General features: G+C 54.3%; 17 protein-coding genes. 9 read left to right on the top strand and 8 right to left on the bottom strand.

Features of this window, described 5'->3' with window-relative positions:
* Positions 1–21 precede the first annotated feature (21 nt).
* On the bottom strand, positions 22–426 hold the full coding sequence (locus tag NK8_RS35510) for an Hsp20/alpha crystallin family protein (protein WP_213233344.1): 405 nt from the start codon (positions 424–426) through the stop codon (positions 22–24).
* Between the two features lie 403 nt (positions 427–829).
* On the opposite strand from NK8_RS35510, the gene NK8_RS35505 reads away from it, so the two are divergent.
* The 4 genes from NK8_RS35505 to NK8_RS35490 all read left to right on the top strand — a co-directional run bounded on the left by NK8_RS35505 (position 830) and on the right by NK8_RS35490 (position 6527).
* Positions 830–1228: a host attachment protein gene (locus tag NK8_RS35505; RefSeq protein ID WP_225936547.1), complete on the top strand. Its 399-nt coding sequence runs from the start codon at positions 830–832 to the stop codon at positions 1226–1228.
* Between the two features lie 542 nt (positions 1229–1770).
* On the top strand, positions 1771–2826 hold the full coding sequence (locus NK8_RS35500; protein ID WP_213233343.1) for a Dyp-type peroxidase: 1056 nt from the start codon (positions 1771–1773) through the stop codon (positions 2824–2826).
* Entirely contained in the window at positions 2819–3622 is an 804-nt protein-coding gene (locus NK8_RS35495) for a family 1 encapsulin nanocompartment shell protein (protein ID WP_213233342.1), read from the top strand. Before NK8_RS35500 ends, NK8_RS35495 begins: the two co-directional genes overlap by 8 nt.
* A 133-nt stretch (positions 3623–3755) precedes the next feature.
* Positions 3756–6527 carry an ATP-dependent Clp protease ATP-binding subunit gene (locus NK8_RS35490; RefSeq protein ID WP_213233341.1) on the top strand — a complete coding sequence of 924 codons (2772 nt, stop codon included), beginning with the start codon at positions 3756–3758 and terminating at the stop codon, positions 6525–6527.
* A 42-nt stretch (positions 6528–6569) separates the two neighbouring features.
* Here NK8_RS35490 and NK8_RS35485 read toward each other — a convergent pair whose 3' ends face one another.
* Positions 6570–6785, bottom strand: a complete 216-nt coding sequence (locus tag NK8_RS35485) for a hypothetical protein (RefSeq protein ID WP_213233340.1) — start codon at positions 6783–6785, stop codon at positions 6570–6572.
* A gap of 183 nt (positions 6786–6968) precedes the next feature.
* On the opposite strand from NK8_RS35485, the gene NK8_RS35480 reads away from it, so the two are divergent.
* The 4 genes from NK8_RS35480 (at position 6969) to NK8_RS35470 (ending at position 9371) form a co-directional block, all read left to right on the top strand.
* Positions 6969–7154, top strand: coding sequence for a hypothetical protein (locus tag NK8_RS35480; RefSeq protein WP_213234052.1), 186 nt, complete (start codon positions 6969–6971; stop codon positions 7152–7154).
* Between the two features lie 229 nt (positions 7155–7383).
* Positions 7384–7677 carry a hypothetical protein gene (locus NK8_RS35475; protein ID WP_213233339.1) on the top strand — a complete coding sequence of 98 codons (294 nt, stop codon included), beginning with the start codon at positions 7384–7386 and terminating at the stop codon, positions 7675–7677.
* Between the two features lie 518 nt (positions 7678–8195).
* Positions 8196–8537: a DUF6566 family protein gene (locus tag NK8_RS43860; RefSeq protein WP_367657819.1), complete on the top strand. Its 342-nt coding sequence runs from the start codon at positions 8196–8198 to the stop codon at positions 8535–8537.
* 177 nt (positions 8538–8714) lie between these two features.
* Positions 8715–9371 carry a DUF1345 domain-containing protein gene (locus tag NK8_RS35470; RefSeq protein WP_213233338.1) on the top strand — a complete coding sequence of 219 codons (657 nt, stop codon included), beginning with the start codon at positions 8715–8717 and terminating at the stop codon, positions 9369–9371.
* A 59-nt stretch (positions 9372–9430) separates the two neighbouring features.
* Here NK8_RS35470 and NK8_RS35465 read toward each other — a convergent pair whose 3' ends face one another.
* From NK8_RS35465 to NK8_RS35440, 6 genes are all read right to left on the bottom strand, one after another.
* Positions 9431–9880, bottom strand: a complete 450-nt coding sequence (locus NK8_RS35465; RefSeq protein ID WP_213233337.1) for a DUF1269 domain-containing protein — start codon at positions 9878–9880, stop codon at positions 9431–9433.
* A gap of 19 nt (positions 9881–9899) precedes the next feature.
* Entirely contained in the window at positions 9900–10811 is a 912-nt protein-coding gene (locus tag NK8_RS35460) for a bestrophin family protein (protein ID WP_213233336.1), read from the bottom strand.
* Between the two features lie 95 nt (positions 10812–10906).
* Positions 10907–11914 (bottom strand): cytochrome d ubiquinol oxidase subunit II, encoded by a 1008-nt coding sequence (cydB, locus tag NK8_RS35455; RefSeq protein ID WP_213233335.1) that lies wholly within the window; start codon positions 11912–11914, stop codon positions 10907–10909.
* 2 nt (positions 11915–11916) lie between these two features.
* Entirely contained in the window at positions 11917–13305 is a 1389-nt protein-coding gene (locus NK8_RS35450) for a cytochrome ubiquinol oxidase subunit I (RefSeq protein WP_213233334.1), read from the bottom strand.
* A 153-nt stretch (positions 13306–13458) separates the two neighbouring features.
* The gene (locus tag NK8_RS35445) at positions 13459–15738 is read right to left on the bottom strand and encodes an FdhF/YdeP family oxidoreductase (protein ID WP_213233333.1); all 2280 of its coding nucleotides are present in this window, start codon (positions 15736–15738) and stop codon (positions 13459–13461) included.
* A gap of 354 nt (positions 15739–16092) precedes the next feature.
* Positions 16093–16992 carry a LysR family transcriptional regulator gene (locus tag NK8_RS35440; protein WP_213233332.1) on the bottom strand — a complete coding sequence of 300 codons (900 nt, stop codon included), beginning with the start codon at positions 16990–16992 and terminating at the stop codon, positions 16093–16095.
* A gap of 229 nt (positions 16993–17221) precedes the next feature.
* Here NK8_RS35440 and NK8_RS35435 point away from each other — a divergent pair, with 229 nt between their 5' ends.
* Positions 17222–18718 carry a PLP-dependent aminotransferase family protein gene (locus NK8_RS35435; RefSeq protein WP_367657818.1) on the top strand — a complete coding sequence of 499 codons (1497 nt, stop codon included), beginning with the start codon at positions 17222–17224 and terminating at the stop codon, positions 18716–18718.
* Positions 18719–18784 lie beyond the last annotated feature (66 nt).

Here is an 18784-nt window from a genome sequence, read left to right as displayed (position 1 = left end):
AAGCGCTGTTGGCATCGGGTCTCAGTCCAGCATCTCGATATCTAGCAGCAGACACCCATGTTCGGAGTCACGTCGAACCATGCGATAGCGTCCCGATGGAAGACGGATTTCTCGCTCGAATCGACCGTATGGTATTTCGAAGCAATGCACAATGCCCTTGGAGAAGGCGCTGGCAAGTTTTCGTTCCGCCGTCACGGTCAAGGTACTGTTTTCGAGGGTCACTTGCACGAGATCTGGCCTGATGCCCGGTAACGCGATGACGACGGACAATCGGCCATGGTCTTCGAAGAGCTCTATCGGAGGCTCCCAGACGGGCGCCTCCGCTCGTTGCCCGGCGAGCCGAAAGAACTGACGATGCAGTTGAGCGGCGCGCTCCAGTACGTCAACCGCTGCCTCCCACATTCTGGCGTGATGTGTGATGCTCATGAGCAAACCCCGACAAGTGACGCTGCGACAGGAAATCCCTTGAATCATTAAAGGGCGCGCAGCGCATGAGTGTCAAGAAACACTCTCTCTCTACGCGCCGGCACGAATCTGCCACGAGACCACCCTGAGATCAACCAACTCGGCAAGTCGGATGGGCGCTCGGAACCCATGCAGAGGGCGGGGCAATTGATCTAGCTAAACAAGTCGATAATAAGTATCGGCTCTTTCCGATTTGTCGCACAAGTGTGCGGAAACCTAGAGCTGAGCAGGGTTTATGAGCGATTCACTCGAACGCCGTAGACTTCTATATGGCTTGACATCAAGACAACACGGGCGTGAAGATTGTGCTCAAGTCAGCACGCCGGCTTTGCAAGCGTGTTCGTCGTGGAGGCTTTGGAGGAACATGATGAATGACATGACGTGGGTTGTGGTAGCGGATGCAGGTCGGGCGCGAGTGTTCCAATCTCCGGGACTGACAGTCGACTTGGAGGAAGTCGACGACTTCGTCAATGTCGCGCATAGCGCCACGACACTCACCGAAAAGCAGGAGGTCGAATTTTCCGCAAGTGAACAAAAGGAGAAGGAGAGGGATAAATTCGCAAAGCAGGTGGCCGAATACCTCGAACAGGCGCGTCTCCATCAACGGTTTGGCCGCCTCAGACTGATTGCGGAGTCCAAATTCCTTGGCATGATCTTGTCCTGTATGAGTGCGCAAACTCATGAACTTGTCTTCGAGAAAGTTAGTAAGGACTATTCGGCGCTGAGCGTAAGGGAGATTCAAGAGCGTTTGCAGCAAAGCTGACGATACGAACTGAACGACCGTCTGCCAACATCTCCTGATTTTCACCCCTCGGCGGGCGATCTTCTTTTGGCATGGCAACCCGATTGTCGTCCTCGGATGACGGTGTCATTTTTGAGTCACGCAGCGCCTCGGTCGAGCTTACGCGAAAGTTTCATTCTCGTTATGTGGAAGGCAGTCTCATCCAATGCGATAGGACAGTAATCTCAAGTCTGAAAATCGCTGCTATTCGAGTCTGACATTCCACCCTGGCGGTCTCCGATACTTAGAATCTTTGAATCAAAAGCGCCTTTCCCAGTCCCCAAGGGCTGCGGTAGGAAGAGAATCTGTTCAGCGCGCTTGAGCCGGTATAACAGGTCTGGGCGTGTCGGCATTGATTGAGAAAGCGGGCTATTGACTTTCGTTGGTTGCATGAGGAGACGTTGAGCTCTGTTTGGGGACGAATTCCCAGCGCTATTCCAACTTTGTCGCGGTTTGCTCCTGAGCGAACGTCATTGTGAGGTCTCTCTTGAACGAGTCGCCTCGCGCACTAGAATAAATTTGAGATGCCTAACAACAACACGTCAGAACCGCAAGCTGTCTGCGATCCGATTTCACGAAGTGCAATATTTATCGTTGCCACGCTGGCGCGCGGCGAAGGCAAGGCCGAGGTTGTACGGTCGTGGTGCGGCGAAATTTCTGCGTTGGTCCGAGCTGTGAGCACGCGCGCGCCGACCGCGAACCTTTCGTGCGTGTGCGGGTTCGGCTCGGAAGCATGGGACTCTCTCTTCGGCGCGCCGCGACCAGCAGAGCTGCATCCGTTCATCGAGTTCGGCTCGGGCGAGCGTCGCGCGATTGCCACTCCCGGGGATATTCTGCTGCATATCCGCGCGGATCACATGGATCTGTGCTTCGAATTGGCGTCGCAGATGCTGAACAAGCTCGGTGACGCGGTCACAGTCGTCGACGAGGTGCATGGTTTTCGTTACTTCGATCTACGCGACATGATCGGCTTTGTGGACGGTACCGAAAATCCGCGTGGCCGCAGCGCCAGCGCCTTTACGATTATCGGCGAGGAAGATGAGGCGTTCGCCGGTGGCAGCTACGTGATCGTGCAGAAGTATTTTCACAACTTGGATGCATGGAATGGTCTGACGGTCGAGCAGCAAGAGAAGATCATCGGCCGGGAGAAACTGTCGGATGTCGAACTGGATGCAGCGGTGAAGCCCTCATGCTCGCACAGTTCGCTTACAACAATCGACGAGGATGGCCAGGAAGTGAAGATTCTGCGGCACAACATGGCATTCGGCCGTCAAGGCTCAAAAGAATTCGGCACGTATTTCATCGGCTATGCGCGCACGCCGAAGCCGATCGAGCAAATGATGGAAAACATGTTCGTCGGAAGGCCTCCTGGCAACTACGACCGCCTGCTCGACTACAGCCGCGCAGTGACAGGCGGCCTGTTCTTTGTGCCGTCCGAGGATCTGCTCGATGAGCTTCCCGACAGAAGCCCCCAGGCAGCTTCGACGTCATCGGTGCCTTCCAGCGCGACTTTTCTCCCAGCAAGCCGCAGCGGAACATTGAACATTGGCTCACTCAAAGGAACATCACAACATGAATAACCTGCATCGAGAGCTTGCGCCGATCTCCAGTGCCGCATGGTCCCAGATCGAAGCGGAAGTCGCTCGCACGTTTAAACGGTCCGTTGCCGGGCGGCGCGTCGTCGACGTCAAAGAACCCAGCGGCGCCGCGCTGTCGGGCATCGGTACCGGACATCAGTCCAATATTGCGGCCCCGAAACAGGGCATCGGCGCGAAGCTCTACGAAGTGCGGCAGCTCGTTCAACTGACTGTGCCGTTCACGCTGCAGCGCGAGTCCATCGACAGCGTAGAGCGCGGCTCAAACGACGGCGACTGGCAGCCCGCTAAAACTGCCGCCAGCGAACTTGCCATTGCCGAGGACAGTGCGATCTTCGATGGCTACAAAGCCGCGGGCATCGTGGGCATTCGCGAAGGCAGTTCCAACGCGCCAACAATGCTGCCGGGAGATGTTGTCGACTATCCCGATGCGGTCAGTCAGGCACTCGAAAAGCTTCGACTCGCGGGCGTCGACGGCCCATACTCTGTACTGCTTGGCGCCGACGCTTATACCGCGCTCGCCGAAGCAAGTGACCAAGGCTATCCTGTAATCCAACACATCAAACGTATTGTGAGCGGAGATCTAGTGTGGGCTCCCGCGCTGCAGGGCGGATGTGTGCTCTCGACCCGTGGCGGCGATTATGAACTGCACGTCGGACAGGATTTGTCGATTGGCTACTCGAGCCACGCTGAAACCGCCGTGCAACTATATCTTCGCGAAACGCTGACTTTTTTGATGTTGACCAGCGAGGCATCCGTTTCCATTGCAGCAGGCGGATAGTCCACGCGATGGGTCGAGGAACATGCCCGATCAAGATTCATGAGGAGAAGACCCACCACCATGCGGCGGTTCGAAGTAGCCAGCGCTGCGCGTCGTAGTCGTCGAATCGCCATCTAACCGGAGACGATTGATCATGCCTGCTCTTTGCGAAATTTGTCATGCCCGGCCGGCGGTTGCGCAGGTAACCGTCTTGCAGAACGGCGAACGCAAGTCAATGTCGATCTGCGAGTACGACTACCGTCAGTTGATGCGGCATCAAAGCATGTTGAATCCATTCGATTCTCTCTTGGGCGGCGGAGGCCTGTCGCGTTTCATGGGCGGCATGGCGGGCGACGAGGACGATGAGGATATGGTCGCATCGGTGCCCCGGGAGTCCGTCGACGTCACCGACGCCTTCAGCGAGCAAACGATGGAGTTGCTGCAACGAGCCGCAGAGAAGGCGCACGAATTGCAGAAGACAGAGCTCGACACTGAGCAGGTGCTCTACGTGCTCGCTGACATGGATGTCGTGCAGGCACTTTTCAAGGAGTTGAAGCTTTCGCCCGACGACATCAAGCGCTATATCGACGAGCACGCTCAGAAGGGCAAAGCCGAGCCCGACGCGCCCGTCGAAAAGATGACCATTTCCCCACGCCTGAAGAAAGCGTTCCAGTTCGCGTTTCAGGCCTCGCGTGAACTGGGACACTCCTATGTCGGGCCCGAGCACGTGCTGATTGGACTGGCGTCGGTCCCGGATTCGATTGCGGGAACCTTGCTAAAGAAATACGGAGTGACCGCTGAAGCTCTGAGGCAGAAAGTCGTTAAGGTCGTCGGCAAGGGAGCGGAAGACGGACGCGTGGACACGCCGAGTGGCACGCCCACGCTTGATAAGTTCGGCCGAGACCTAACCGCAATGGCACGCGAAGGCAAGCTTGACCCGGTGCTCGGTCGCGCGCTAGAAATCGAGAACACGATTGAGGTGCTCGCTCGGCGCAAGAAGAACAATCCCGTGCTGATCGGCGAGCCGGGTGTTGGTAAGACGGCAATCGTCGAAGGACTCGCGCAGCGCATCGTCAACGACGACGTTCCGGAAGACCTACGCAACAAACGTCTCGTCGAGATCAACATCAATTCGATGGTCGCGGGTGCGAAGTATCGCGGCGAATTCGAAGAGCGCGCCAAGCAGCTCATCGACGAAGTGACGGCCAAGCAGGACGAGCTGATCGTGTTTATTGACGAACTGCATACGATCGTCGGCGCGGGGCAGGGCGGGGGGGAGGGCGGGCTGGATATCGCCAACGTGCTCAAGCCCGCGCTCGCGCGCGGCGAACTCAGTCTGATTGGCGCGACCACGCTAAACGAATATCAGAAGTACATCGAGAAAGATGCCGCACTGGAGCGTCGCTTTCAACCGGTGCTTGTGCCAGAGCCGACGGTTGAGCAGACGATTGTGATTCTGCGCGGCCTGCGCGACAAGCTCGAGGCGCATCATCAGGTCACCTTCGCCGACGATGCGTTCGTCGCAGCGGCGGAGTTGTCAGATCGCTATATCACGTCGCGTTATCTGCCGGACAAGGCCATCGACTTGATAGACCAGGCGGCGGCGCGTGTTCGCATCGGGTCAAAATCGCGTCCGCCCGAGATCCAGGAGCTGGAAGCAGAAATGGCGCAACTCAAGCGTGAACAGGATTACGCGTCGTCTCGCAAGCGTTTCGATGAAGCCAAGGGTTTCGAGGAGCGCATCAAGGAGAAACAGGCGAATCTCGAAGAGCTGACCGAGGCATGGCAGCGTAAGACAGGCTCGGAAACATTGGAAGTGACGGTGGCATCGGTCGCGGAAGTCGTGTCACGCCTGACGGGCATTCCTGTTACCGAACTGACTCAGGAAGAGCGCCAGAAGCTGCTCGAAATGGAGAACACGCTGCGCGAGCGCGTGGTCGGACAGGATGAAGCCGTGGTCGCGGTGAGCGATGCGGTGCGACTCTCGCGCGCAGGCATGGGTCAGGCGAACCGGCCAATCGCAACGTTCCTGTTTCTCGGACCGACTGGCGTCGGAAAGACGGAACTCGCCAAGGCGCTTGCGGAAACTGTGTTCGGCGACGAGCAGGCGGTGATCCGCATCGACATGAGCGAGTACATGGAGCGCCATGCGGTCGCGCGGCTAATCGGCGCGCCGCCGGGATATGTCGGCTACGACGAGGGCGGTCAATTAACCGAACGTGTGCGTCGCCGCCCCTATTGCGTGATCTTGCTCGACGAAATCGAAAAGGCACATCCCGATGTGAGCAACGTGCTGCTACAAGTATTCGACGACGGGCGTCTCACCGACGGCAAGGGACGGGTGGTCGACTTCAGCAACACCATCATTATTTCGACGAGCAACTTGGGCGCGTCCATCATCATGGACAACCTGGAGAAGGACGAAAAGGACCGCGAGTCGGAAAAGGTCATCCGCGAGAAGCTGATGGACGTGCTTAAAGGCCATTTCCGTCCAGAGTTTCTGAATCGCATCGACGAAATTATTACCTTTCATGGGCTTTCGCGAGAAAACATCCGCTCAATCGTTCAAATTCAGATTGAGCGCGTCACTCGCACGGCGGCGGCGCAGGACATCACCCTCAACGTGCAGGATTCGGTCATCGATCATCTCGCCGACGTCGGCTATCGACCCGAATTCGGAGCGCGCGAACTGAAGCGCCAGATCCGTCAGGAACTGGAGACGCGGCTCGCGAAGGAGATTCTTGGCGACAAGCTTAAGTCGGGCGACACGGTTGACGTGAGCTACGATAAGGAGACCGACAAGGTCGCATTTACCAAGGTCGAAGTGGAAGCGAAACCGAAGGAGAAGAAGAGCAGGTCAACGAGTAAGAAGAATGCGGCAAAGTCCTCGCAAGGCACGAAGGAGTCTGCCGCAAGCGAATCCTGAACGCCGGGGCGTCAACGATATGGAAGGAGCCGGGCAGTCGAGTCAGCTGCCCAGCTCCTGAAACGCGTGACCATTCGCCCGGAGTTCTTTGAGGATCTCGGGCGACAGTTCGCTTTGCCAAATGTGCCCTGAAAACTGCCAATGTTTTGCTTCTGACGCGGCGAAATCCGGTAGGCCTGCACCCTTGAGAACGTAAAGTCCGAGGCTAGGTTTTTCGAGATTGATGTAAAAGTCGAATTCTTCCTGCTGCTGTTGCATGGACCACCTCCAGGTAGCATGAAAGAGCATTGTACTCAACATAGGCCGCACCAAAGATCACACAGATCGATTTTCCCAAGTGAAGCACATACGCACGCGAAGTTCCAGAGACCTCGGGTTCGACGAGAAGCCCTTTCGTGAACTCGGATCTTTACGCGGACGTCACCCCCGTGGAGCGCGAACATGAGCATTCAACAACGCAAGGTCGGTGACGGCGGCGCTATTCTCAGGGCCGACCGTGAACGCAGCCGACCCCACCGTAAGCAGCTACTGTGGTTCATTGCACTATGGCTCGTTGGTGTGGTTTCCACCGGGCTACTCGTACTTCCTTTCCATCTTCTTGTGTCGTTGTTCATCCACAACCGATAGGCAGCGCAGGACAGTAAGGCGAACGTTCACTAAGCGCTCATGCTTACTGCAACGTAACGAAATCAACGCCGTCGCGACGTGAAAATCGTCTCGTGGTCGTTGGACAGGTATCCTACCGTGCACCCGGTGTTGGAGCCGTGAGGCGGACGGATCGGAGACAGTGCTGTTGCCAGCCTCACCTTATGGGGCGGAAAGGCTGCACTTCTTCTTCAGTTGGGTGGAGGCAAACATGCAAACATCGTGGTCGCGCAAGAAATTCGCCTTGAATGTGCATGTGCAAAACTGTGAGTACTCTGCCGCAGAGTCGGATCGACTCTTCAAAAACGGTTTCGTCGCGATCGTCACGATTTCACTATCGTCGGTAGCCGTACCGACGTTTCCACGTCTAACACTGAGCGACGATCAGGGCGACGGCTTCGATAGTGAGTTAGAAGCGCTTTCTGAAGGAGTCGCCGCCGCCAATCGAATAGTTGACGATCTTCTGGGATCGGCGGTGGACCGCACACAAGCGATCGCGCTTTAACCGACAGCACATGAATGAGACATCGTTTCTCACGAAGTACACCGCGTGGTCAGTCCGGTTGTTTCGACGAATCCGGTTTCGGGTCTTCGCGCTCGCTGCTTATGGCAATCGGATCGCTAGCAGGAAATGTTTCCGCAAGCGCTTCGTCGAGTGGATCGCGCTCGGGCGGAGGTACTCGATCAGCATTTTGAGGGGCGGACATTTGCGGACCCTAGGGGTGTTGAGGTGCCTACGGAAAGATGCCACCGTCGGATTGAAGCGGCTCTTTAATGCATGTTGTTGAGAGTACCTCTTTTACAAGAATTGGAGAAGCGTGCGAGGGGTGCCCAACAATCTTCCGATGATAAGTATCGGACAATGTTAAACGCCCCATCTGACGTGCATGAGTTCTAACGGTCTAACTGGCACAAGTCGCGTTTCGAACGATTGACCAATATTTAGGTCGAAATTCAATAAGCACTAATCTGGCTGGACGCATTGTCCAGAGGAACGGTTTAGAAAATGCAAACGGTGAAATTATGAACCATGAGAGCCATATGAAGTGTGTAAGCGACACGTTTATGGGCTTCGCAATCTCAGTGCGTGTTGGGCTTAACGATCGGAATGCTTGGGTTGCCGAGATCGAATTCAGCAAGGGAGACACTCCGCTTCTCGATATTTGGCCACGGACTACGCAACCGGAGTGGCTTACGCCTGAGGAAGCGATACGAGATGCAATTGAATGGAGCCGTCGGACGTTGATTCAACAATCGCAATGTCCATCTCATACGTGGGTGGAGACGCGCGAGCGGGCATCCAACTGGGCGCGATCGGAAGTAAATGCTAGCTCGGACGGGAAAACATTCAATTTCGGGGACTGAATTCTAGTGGCCGCTGAAACTTCAACCCGAGGAGGTCGACGGATGCAACGAGACTCGCTCGCTCTTTGCATTGTTGGAGTGATGGAGCAAGCGCTCGACATGAAACTGAATCGAATCCCAACGGGCAGTATCGCGCTCATTGAGTCATAGACTTGCTGTGCAACCCTGAGCCTACTTATGAAAGTTTTCTTTCAGGCCATGCGACGGCGTCCTCACTTGAGTGCCGCTATTGGTCTCGGATTCGTGATGGCTCTATCTGCGCCGGCCTCGCTCGGTGGAGTTACGCGTACTCTTATTGGCTGGGATGTTGGGGTGTGGACGTTTCTAGGAACCATCTGGTATCACATGCTGAAGGCTAGTCCGCAAGAGGTCAGATCGAACGCGTCCATTGAAGATCAAAGCGCCGTTACTGTATTAACGGTGATTTCGATTGCCACAATTGCGAGTATTTTTGCAATTGTGCTTGAATTGGGGACATCCAAAGGAATGGTTTTCGAGTCGAAGTTGATGCGTGCGACAATCACAGGATTAACCATTTTTGGCGCATGGTTCCTAATACCAACAATTTTTGCTCAGCACTATGCAAGGATATTCTATGCGTCAAATCCTCAGTCCCCTGCGTTGGATTTTCCAGACCAGGATCTGGAGCCGGACTACTTGGACCTTCTCTATTTCTCCTTCACGATTGGGCTTGCGTCTCAGACGGCAGATATCGGTCTGCGTTGTCGAAGTGCGCGACGCACTGTCCTTGCTCAATCGATTCTGGCTTTCTTTTTCAACGTCACGGTCTTAGGACTGTGCGTGAATATTGCGGCGAGCATGGTGGGGCCGTAAGGCATAGGCTTTAAAACATTTACCCCACCATTGGTGCCTGTCTGCACTCGAAAAAGTTTTCAAAGTCCTCTTCGGAAGACGGAGCCACCGGCTTCAGAGACGAAGGTGTTCACGCGCGCAGGCGTATCTTCATTGGCCTCCAATATCAGCGCGACTTGTCCAACGGGGAGGACGGCGAATTCACGCTTGATCGACTCGTCGTCTAATACATCCGACATAACATGTTCCGCGATACCGGCAGAGGTTCCGATCGTAAAACCTAACGCTGCACCGACCGGCCCTCCGAGCATGCCGATGAGAGTCCCAGTAACCGCACCAATCACCGGACCCCACATCGCACGAGACTGCGTTTGGATGACTTCAGGCTTTCCATCGTTTCCCTTCTTCAAAAGGATGCCGCTATTGATCGTCAATCCCTCGTCTTTTGATGCGAACATCTGAATATTTCGGCTTGCGTGTTCAGCGTCCGCAATATTCGTGAATCTTGCAATAATGAGATGGCTTGACATTTATAAATCCCCTCTACAGTCATGTAAAAAGGTATGGGCGTCTTGGCTTTATTTCATCCGGCAACTCACGACCGTAAATCTCGCAGAGAGACCGTTCAATGTTTCGAGAGATGCAGTCAAGCGCGAGCGCGTTGGGCGCATCGCTGAAAGGGTCTGCGACTTCGCTTGCAATGGCCTCAAGCGCCATTAACGTATATGAAATGAATACACATAGAAGCGGCGTGAAAAACTCAGTAGAATCAACTAGTCCAAATGGCAGTAACACGCAATACGCATAGACAGTGCGGTGAAGCAGGACGTTATAAGCGAACGGGATCGGTGTAGAGGCGATTCGTTCACATCCTCCCACCGACTTCTCTAACTCAGAGACCTGAGCATCCAAAAGAAGCAGTCTTGTGATCGCCGTGTTTCTATTTGAATCGACGCGCGATAGTCTATCTCTTATGAGATTCAGAATGGCAACCGGAACATACAATTTTTTACTCAGATGCTCTTCCACAAGAGGGGGAAGTAGGTGTGTAAGCTCTTCCTTCGGACTTGTCTTGCGTAGCTGATGTTTAAGCGCATATGAGAAGGCGGCAAGCAGGTTGCAGAATTCTACTTGATCAATCTGTGTCGGAAAATATGAATACGCCTGCGAGGCCAAATTTCGGCTGGCGATCAGAATGTTACCCCACAGGTGACGAGCTTCATTGAATCGGGCGTAGCTTTCATTGTTTCGAAACGCTAAAAATATCGCTAGAGCGATGCCGAGTAGAGTGAAGGGTGTCGTGTTAAGCGGTATCTTTTCGCCAAAAATCTTACCGTGGGTGAATACGGCGAGACTGCTAACCACTCCCATAAATATTAGTTGCGGAATGACAGATTGAAGCACCGATCCGTTCCATACGAAAAGTAATGACAGCCAATTTTGATTGGGCCGAACGATCATAATCGCCTTCTTTTTTGCATAGGACTGGCAGCATTCAGGTCACACGCCGAACTCATTTGTCAACGCCAATGAAATACTGAACCGATCCAATCAAATTAGTGATAGCCTGCATCTCCCTCGCGTACTTTACCCCGGAAAACCCGATATTGCATTGCGTTGTAAACAAGGATAATTGGAAGGACGATTGCAGTCCCGACAAGCGCGAAAAGCTGACTTGACCTCACGCTTGATGCTTCCCAAATGGTTAGCGACGGAGGGAGAATAAATGGCCAGATGCTGATGATCAACCCGCTAAATCCGAGGAAACAAATGGCTAGCGTCAGGAGAAACGGCGTCGCTTCGTGACCACGTTTGAGCGAAAAATATATACCCCAGACACATGCAATGACCAAAATCGGTACGGGCGCGAAATATTTGGTGTTGCCGCTTCCAAACCAGCGCGCTTCGACCCGAGGTAGGCCGAGCACCGTCCAGATGCTGACAATAACTATTGTGCCGAGGAGCACGGCCACGAGGGGTTTCATCACAGCCCGCATCTTTGCCTGGATCTCTTTTTCGGTTTTCATGATGAGCCATCCACACCCCAATGTTGCGTAGGTAGTCATCAAACCGAACCCGCAGAACAAACTAAAGGGCGACAGCCAATCAAAGGGTTCGCCCACGAACCGGCCATTCAAGATCTTTGTCCCCTGGAGCAAAGAGCCAAGTACGATGCCCTGGCAAAAGGAGGCAAGTGCGGAGCCACCGATGAATGCCAGATCCCAGGCATGCTGAGTGCGTCGTGCCTTTGAGCGTAGTTCAAAAGCAGCACCTCTGAAAATCAAACCAACAACCATTAGGATCAGCGGCATATAGTTTGCGGGAAGGAGAGTTGAATAGGCCAAGGGGAATGCGCCGTACAGGCCCGCTCCGCCTAGGACTAAGAACGTCTCGTTTCCATCCCATACCGGCGCCACTGTATTCAGCATAACTTCTCGTTCGCCTTTACTTTCGAAGAAAGGAAAGAGAAGGCCGATGCCAAGATCGAAGCCGTCAAGGATTACGTAGATGAAGACGGCGAGCCCAATGATAAGTGCCCAAATAATTGGAAGATCGATTTGCATGGCTATTCTCCTTCCAGTGCGTCGAGCGGCCGATTCCGAAGGACGGGATGTCGAAGGTGCGCCCATTGATCCACAACGGGGTTAGGGCCGCGACCCATCATCTTTAGCATGTAGTAGATCCCCACGCCAAACACTAGGAAATACACCATCACAAATATCAACAGTGACACACCCGCCTGCTGTGCTCCGATTGGGGACATCGAATCAATGGTTCGCAGCACGCCATAAACCGTCCACGGTTGCCTTCCGACTTCTGTCGTAATCCATCCCGCTAATAGTGCAACGATGCCGGACGGCCCCATACAAACGACAAACCCATGAAACCAACGAGTGTCATACAACCGTCCTCGTAGGCGAAGGATAAGCGCCACAACTGCAGTGAGGAGCATCAACATTCCCAGTCCGGCCATCAAGCGAAACGTCCAAAAAATGATAGGCGAGTACGGTCGATCCTCCTTCTTGAATTCCTTTAAACCGCGTATCTCCGCTGTCCAGCTGTGCGTGAGGATAAGACTTCCAAGGTGTGGGATCGAGATCGCGTATCGAGTGACCTCGGCGTCCATGTCAGGGAAGCCGATCAGGTTCAATGCAGTACCGCCTTTTTCGGTTTCCCACAACCCTTCGATTGCAGCGATCTTCGCAGGTTGATACTCACGAGTGTTTAAGCCATGGGCGTCTCCGACGAGGATCTGGATCGGCGCGAGAAAAAGCAAGATCCAAAGAGCCATTGAGAAACTTCGTTTGATCGGCTCATCAGTGCGACCCCTGCGAAGATGCCATGCGCCACACGCTGCGACGATGAATGCGGCAACGATGAAGGCCGCGATAGTCATATGAGTAAGCCGGTACGGAAAGGAAGGATTGAAGATGACTTTCAGCCAATCTGTTGGCACGATGCGTCCGTTCTCCATTGCAAAACCCTGAGGGGTATGCATGAAGCTATTCGAAGCGAGTATCCAGAACGTGGAGATCAGCGTGCCGACCGCAACCATTAACGTGGCGAAGAAGTGACCTCTTGGACCTACTCGGTCCCATCCGAACAACATAACGCCGAGGAAGCCGGCCTCCAAGAAGAACGCCGTTAACACCTCGTAGGTCAGAAGCGGCCCCGTGATGTTGCCCGCAACATCGGAGAATCCGCTCCAGTTGGTTCCAAATTCATACGCCATCACCACGCCAGATACCACGCCTAAGCCAAAGCCGACAGCGAAGATCCGAGACCAAAAATGGAACATCTCTCTATAAGCTGCATTTCCTGTCGCCAACCATCGCCATTCAAGCACAGCCAGAAAGCTTGCCATGCCAATGCTTATCGCAGGAAAGACGATATGAAAGGAGACGGTGAAGGCGAACTGCAATCTCGCAAGATGAAAGGCGTCGAAAATGTCCATTTAGTGCGGCTCCAAGGCGTTTTTCGCGTTCAAACCTTACATACACGCATCTGAAGGAGGTTGCCCAAAGTCCAAGAACGACAGGCATACACTGCAAGGCGCGCTCGTACCGCCGGCTTGGGGTAACACAAGCCGACGGCCTCGCCAACAAGTTCAAGGGGCGTTTGCCTCTGACCGTCGAACGCGAACAGGAACGGATTTATAGGATGGCGTCCCGCTTTCTTTATCAATGTAATCTAGCGGAACAAGGACATTCGCCTCCGGGTAGTATGCGGCCACTGAGCCCGGAGCGATCTTGTACTCAATCGCTGTTATTCCCCTCAGGGTCAGCGTCCGATCGGTGCAGATTGTCTCGATATCCACGACATCACCATGTTCGAGGCCAAGCGCCGCCAAATCTGCTTCGTTCATGAAGAGTATGTCGCGTCTTCCGAAGACGCCCCGATACCGGTCATCCATAGCGTAGATCGTTGTGTTGTATTGATCGTGGCTACGGATGGTAATCAGGCGCAGCACGCCTTCCGCGCCGAGAACGTCTGCATCCTCCTTGACGCCTTGGTAGATTGAAAATTCGGCTTTGCCGGAGGGAGTATGCCAAACACGTTCGGTAGGCGGGAGTGGCAATCTGAATCCACCGGGCACGCGGATCCGTGCATTGAACGCTTCGAATCCGGGAACGGTTCGTTCGATGACATCTCGGATTTTGTCGTAGTCCGCGATGAGTTCGTCCCAATTGACCTTGCTCGCAGGCATAGTCGCTTTCGCCATGCCGGCAACGATTGCGGGTTCGGAACGCAGGAACTCGGACGCCGGCATCAGCTTGCCCGAGGACGCATGGACCATCGACATTGAATCTTCGACGGTAATCGACTGACGGCCGCCTGCCTGCATATCGAGCTCTGTGCGGCCCAAGCATGGCAACACATAGGTCTCTTTCCCGACCAACAGATGGGTTCGATTGAGCTTGGTGCCGATGTGAACGCTGAGATCGAGGTCTCTCATGGCCGGAAATGCGAGCTCCGAGTCGGGAAGGGCGACGGCGAAGTTACCGCCAAGGCAGACTAGCGCTTTAGACTTCCGCTCGATCATGGCCTGCATCGCCTGCACGGCATCGTGTCCGTGCTCTTGCGGTGGGGAAAAGCCAAAAACCGATTCTATGCTGCTGAGAAACTCAGTCGACGGTTTCTCCGTAATCCCGACGGTTCGATTTCCTTGCACATTGGAATGCCCTCTGAGCGGGCAAATGCCAGCGCCGGGCTTGCCGAAGTTTCCCTTCAGCAACAGCAGGTCAGCTATCAGCCTGACGTTCGCCGTTCCGCGGTTATGCTGAGTAATTCCCATGCCATAGGTGACAATCGTCGCCTTCGACTTTGCATAGGCGAGCGCAACCTGCTCCAACCCCGGACGGTTGAGCCCGCTCGCTTTCTCAATGTCAGCCCATTCCGTCGCTTCAATATCCTCCTTGAATGCGTCGAAATTGTTGGTGTGTTGGGCGATGAAATCGTGATCGAGCACGTTTCCTTCTTCCGCGTCCATCGCTAGCAAAGCCTTGATGACCCCCTTGATTGCGGCTGCGTCGCCGCCAGCGTCGACCTGATAATAGGTCGAAGCGATTCTTGTGGAACTGAAGGTGGCCATTTCAAGAGCGTCTTGAGGATCGGCGAAGCGTTCGAGCGCGCGTTCCCGCAAAGGATTGAAGACGATGATCGGCACGTTGCGCCGGGAGGCCTCGTGGAGGGTTCCCATCATGCGAGGATGGTTCGTACCGGGATTGTGCCCGATCGAAATGATGAGCTCTGTTACGTCGAAATCGTCGAGCGAGACCGTGCCTTTACCAATGCCGATGGATCTCGGGAGCCCGACGCTTGTGGGCTCATGGCACATGTTCGAACAATCGGGGAAATTGTTCGTACCGTGCTCGCGCGCAAACAATTGAAACAGGTAGGCTGCTTCATTCGACGCTCGACCCGACGTGTAGAACTCGGCCTCATCGGGAGTCAGGTTGCGAAGAATTTCTCCGATGCGGCTGAACGCAACGTCCCAGTCCACCGGAAGGAATTTGTCGCTCGCCCGATCGTACACGAGAGGGTGCGTGAGCCTCCCCATTCCTTCGAGCTCGAAATCGGTCAGACCACGTAGAGAGGTAACCGTATTCGCGGCAAAGAAATCAGGGCCCACGCGTTTGGTGGTGGCCTCCCAAGTGACTGCTTTCGCTCCGTTTTCGCAGAACTGGAATGTAGACCGGTGCTCCTTATCAGGCCATGCGCATCCGGGGCAATCGAAGCCGTCAGGCTGATTGGTACGCATCAGCGTGATAGGTGCCTCGATTGTCTCCATCTGAGTCTTTACGGCTTGCGCTGTAGCTTTCAGCGCTCCCCAGCCACCGGCCGGCGAATCGTACCGACGAACACCAGGAACCTCTCTTTTTGCCATACCGGCCTCCGAATGAACACGGATAAGAATTAGGTCGTGCTGACAATGTGACCCAGCGTCGCGCATTCGAGAACGCGTGGATGTTTTCTGTGCGCGTTTATGACGGACTTATTCGAACCGAACTTAGTGTGATATGGGATGAATCATTGTAGGTGCTGTCAGAAAGCATAGTACTGTTTGTTGGCCGATGCTAAGTATCGTCAACGACTAATCCGTAATGTTTTACCGAATATAACGAGTGGGAAATCCGTGTAGAAGTGGCGTTGGCAGGTCTTGCCTAAGACCTATGATTGCGTTCGTTGCCTTGCATGCTACTGCATCGCACTCGCTATCTTGAACGCTGTTGTCACGCTGTCACGCGGTTCGCGGAAGGAAATTAGGAACAACATTCCTGAGAATGGAGACAATCGTTCGCACTCGTTGCGGCACTGGACGTTGGGCCTGGATCAGCAGGTTCAAATCCAACGGGACGATCTTGAGGTCAGGAAGTACTTTCACCAGATCGCCGCGGTCAAATGCTTCTGTGCAGGCATACTCCTCGAACATTCCGATGCCCATGCCCATGCGCACCATTTCAAATGCCGGGCGCCAGTGGCTTGTCTTGATGTCGCTTGGGAAAGGTATGTTCTCCACAACGCCTGATTCGCTGATCATCGCAATCTGATCCGCTGAGTTGTTGAATCCAATCAAGGTATGCAACGGCAGATCGCCTGGCGACGTGAGGAGCCTGTTTTTTTCAGCGTATGCCCGCGACGTGACGAGAAATCGGCTCACCTTTCCAAGCGGGTAAGCGACGAATGCGCCCTCTCCAAGGGGACCGGTGCGAAATGATAGGTCTACTCCCTCCGTGACCAGATCAACAATCCGGTCATTCAGGGTCAAGCTCAACGACGTCGGCGGAAAATTGCTTCGGAAGTATTCAACCAGGTAGGGCAGTATCGTCTCTCCGAAGCAGTGTGGCGCTGCGATGCGCGTAATGCCATTCGCAAGCTGTTGATCTCCGGAAATCTCGCTTATCGCATCAGAGGTAGCCTGAAGGATTGTCTTGCTCCGTTCATAGAACGCCTGGCCCTCGGGCGTGCAACTGAAGGCTCTTGCGCTGCGCAGTAGCAAACGGCATCCGAGGAACTTCTCGAGCTTCTCGATTCGCTCGCTCACGGTCGATTGACCGATCTCAAGATCTCGCGCTGCATCAGAGATGCTGGCGCGCTCGACCACTCTTACGTAAATACGCATGCTCTCAATGAGGTTCATCTACAGCGCCCCCCCGTACTCCTTTGAGGCGGAGCTCTACGAGAACCCACTAGATTGCCGTGAAGTGCGGAAGGGGCGCTACTTTGCAGACGGACAATGGAGTGTCGCGAGTCCATGTTCGGTACCTATCATCTATTTAAATAGCCTTCACGATAGATGCATTGCTGTCGGCAAATGCGTTACAGATCAGGTAGATTTAGTAGAGTACAGTTGCAAGAAACGGCATTAAATGTGCACTGTTCTCTATCAGTCCAAGCGAATTGAACTTCTGATCTTTTTGTCTGAGGTTTGCATGGTGCTGTATGAAGAGCTTGCGGACGACGTTGAGGGGCTTATCCGTCGCGGGGTGTATAAGCCGGGTGAGCGCTTGCCATCCGTTCGGGAGCTGAGTAAGCAATATGGCCGGTCTATATCCACGGTCATTCGCGCATATCTGCGCCGGGAGAGTAAAGGCTTCATTTCCTCGCGGCCTCAGTGCGGTTTCTACGTGTGCGATAGTTCAGCGAGCACTGACGACGGGCCTGTTTTGCCAATTCTTCCGTCTACGCCAGTTTCAGTGTCCAGTCCTGTGGAGGTCAGCAGACTGGTGCTGTCGACGCTGCGCAGGATTCAAGTGGACCATGCAGTGCCATTGGGTTCGCCGTATCCGGATGCCGCGGCGTTACCTTTCGATAAACTCAATCGGATAGCTGCGAAGATCGGCCGTTCACGAAAAATGTGGGGCGTGGGGGACGCTCTGCCGCCAGAGAATTACGACCTGGTCCGGCAAATTGCGAAGCGTCACCTAGACGGCGGGCTGGTAGTGGATCCCAATCAGATCATCGTCACGGTCGGTGCAACCGAAGCGATCAATCTGGCTTTGCAAGCAGTCGCGAGTCGTGGCGACACGGTCGCCGTTGAGTCGCCGACGTTCTACGCGATGTTGCACGCGATCGAACGATTGGGGATGCGGGCCATCGAGGTTCCAACCCATCCGATGCTCGGAATCGATACAGATGCGCTGTCTGGCCTGATCAAGCGGGACCATGTGAAAGCGTGCATGCTCATGCCGAATTTCCAGAATCTGCTCAGGTTTGAAATGCCGGACGAGAAAAAAGAGGACTTGATGACATTGCTCGGCGAGCATGAGATACCCGTCGTGGAAAATGCGGTGTATAACGAGTTATATTTCGGTAAGGCTGCGCCGACTACGCTAAAGAAGTTCGACAGAAAAGGGTTATTCGTCACATGCGCGTCCTTTTCAAAGAGTTTGACGGCGGCGTACCGAATCGGATGGGTTATCGCGGGTGTATATCGGGACAAAATCGAGAATCTGAAATTTATAAACACCCTGACTTCTCCGCCCATTCCGCAAATGGCGATCGCCGAATTTCTAGAAACTGGGGGATATGAGCGTCATCTTCGGCGTCTAAGGAAGAACTACGCATACCAGACCAAATTGATCAGGGCGTTGATTCACCGATTTTTTGCCCTCAGGGACTCGGATTTCCGAACCGCGCGGGGGCTACGTCTTGTGGGTGGAGATGCCTTCCAAGGTGGATGCGATGGAGAGGTCTATCGACAGGCGCTCGAGCGCGGAATCACCGTAGGACCGGGTCACATGTTTTCTAATTTCGAGAATACATATCGAAACTTTATCCGCATCAACTGCAGCAGTCCGTGGTTTTCGAGAATAGAAGAGGCGCTAGTTACGGTGGGTAAGATCGTCGCTTATCTCTCACAATAGGTTCACGATCCGAGGGACATCGACATTCGAGCGCAATGTCGGATTCTGGCGCGGGCCGTTGAGTCC

The sequence above is a fragment of the Caballeronia sp. NK8 genome (assembly GCF_018408855.1).
In the GTDB taxonomy this organism is placed as follows: Bacteria; Pseudomonadota; Gammaproteobacteria; order Burkholderiales; family Burkholderiaceae; genus Caballeronia.
This window is presented reverse-complemented; position numbering and strand designations above follow the sequence as displayed.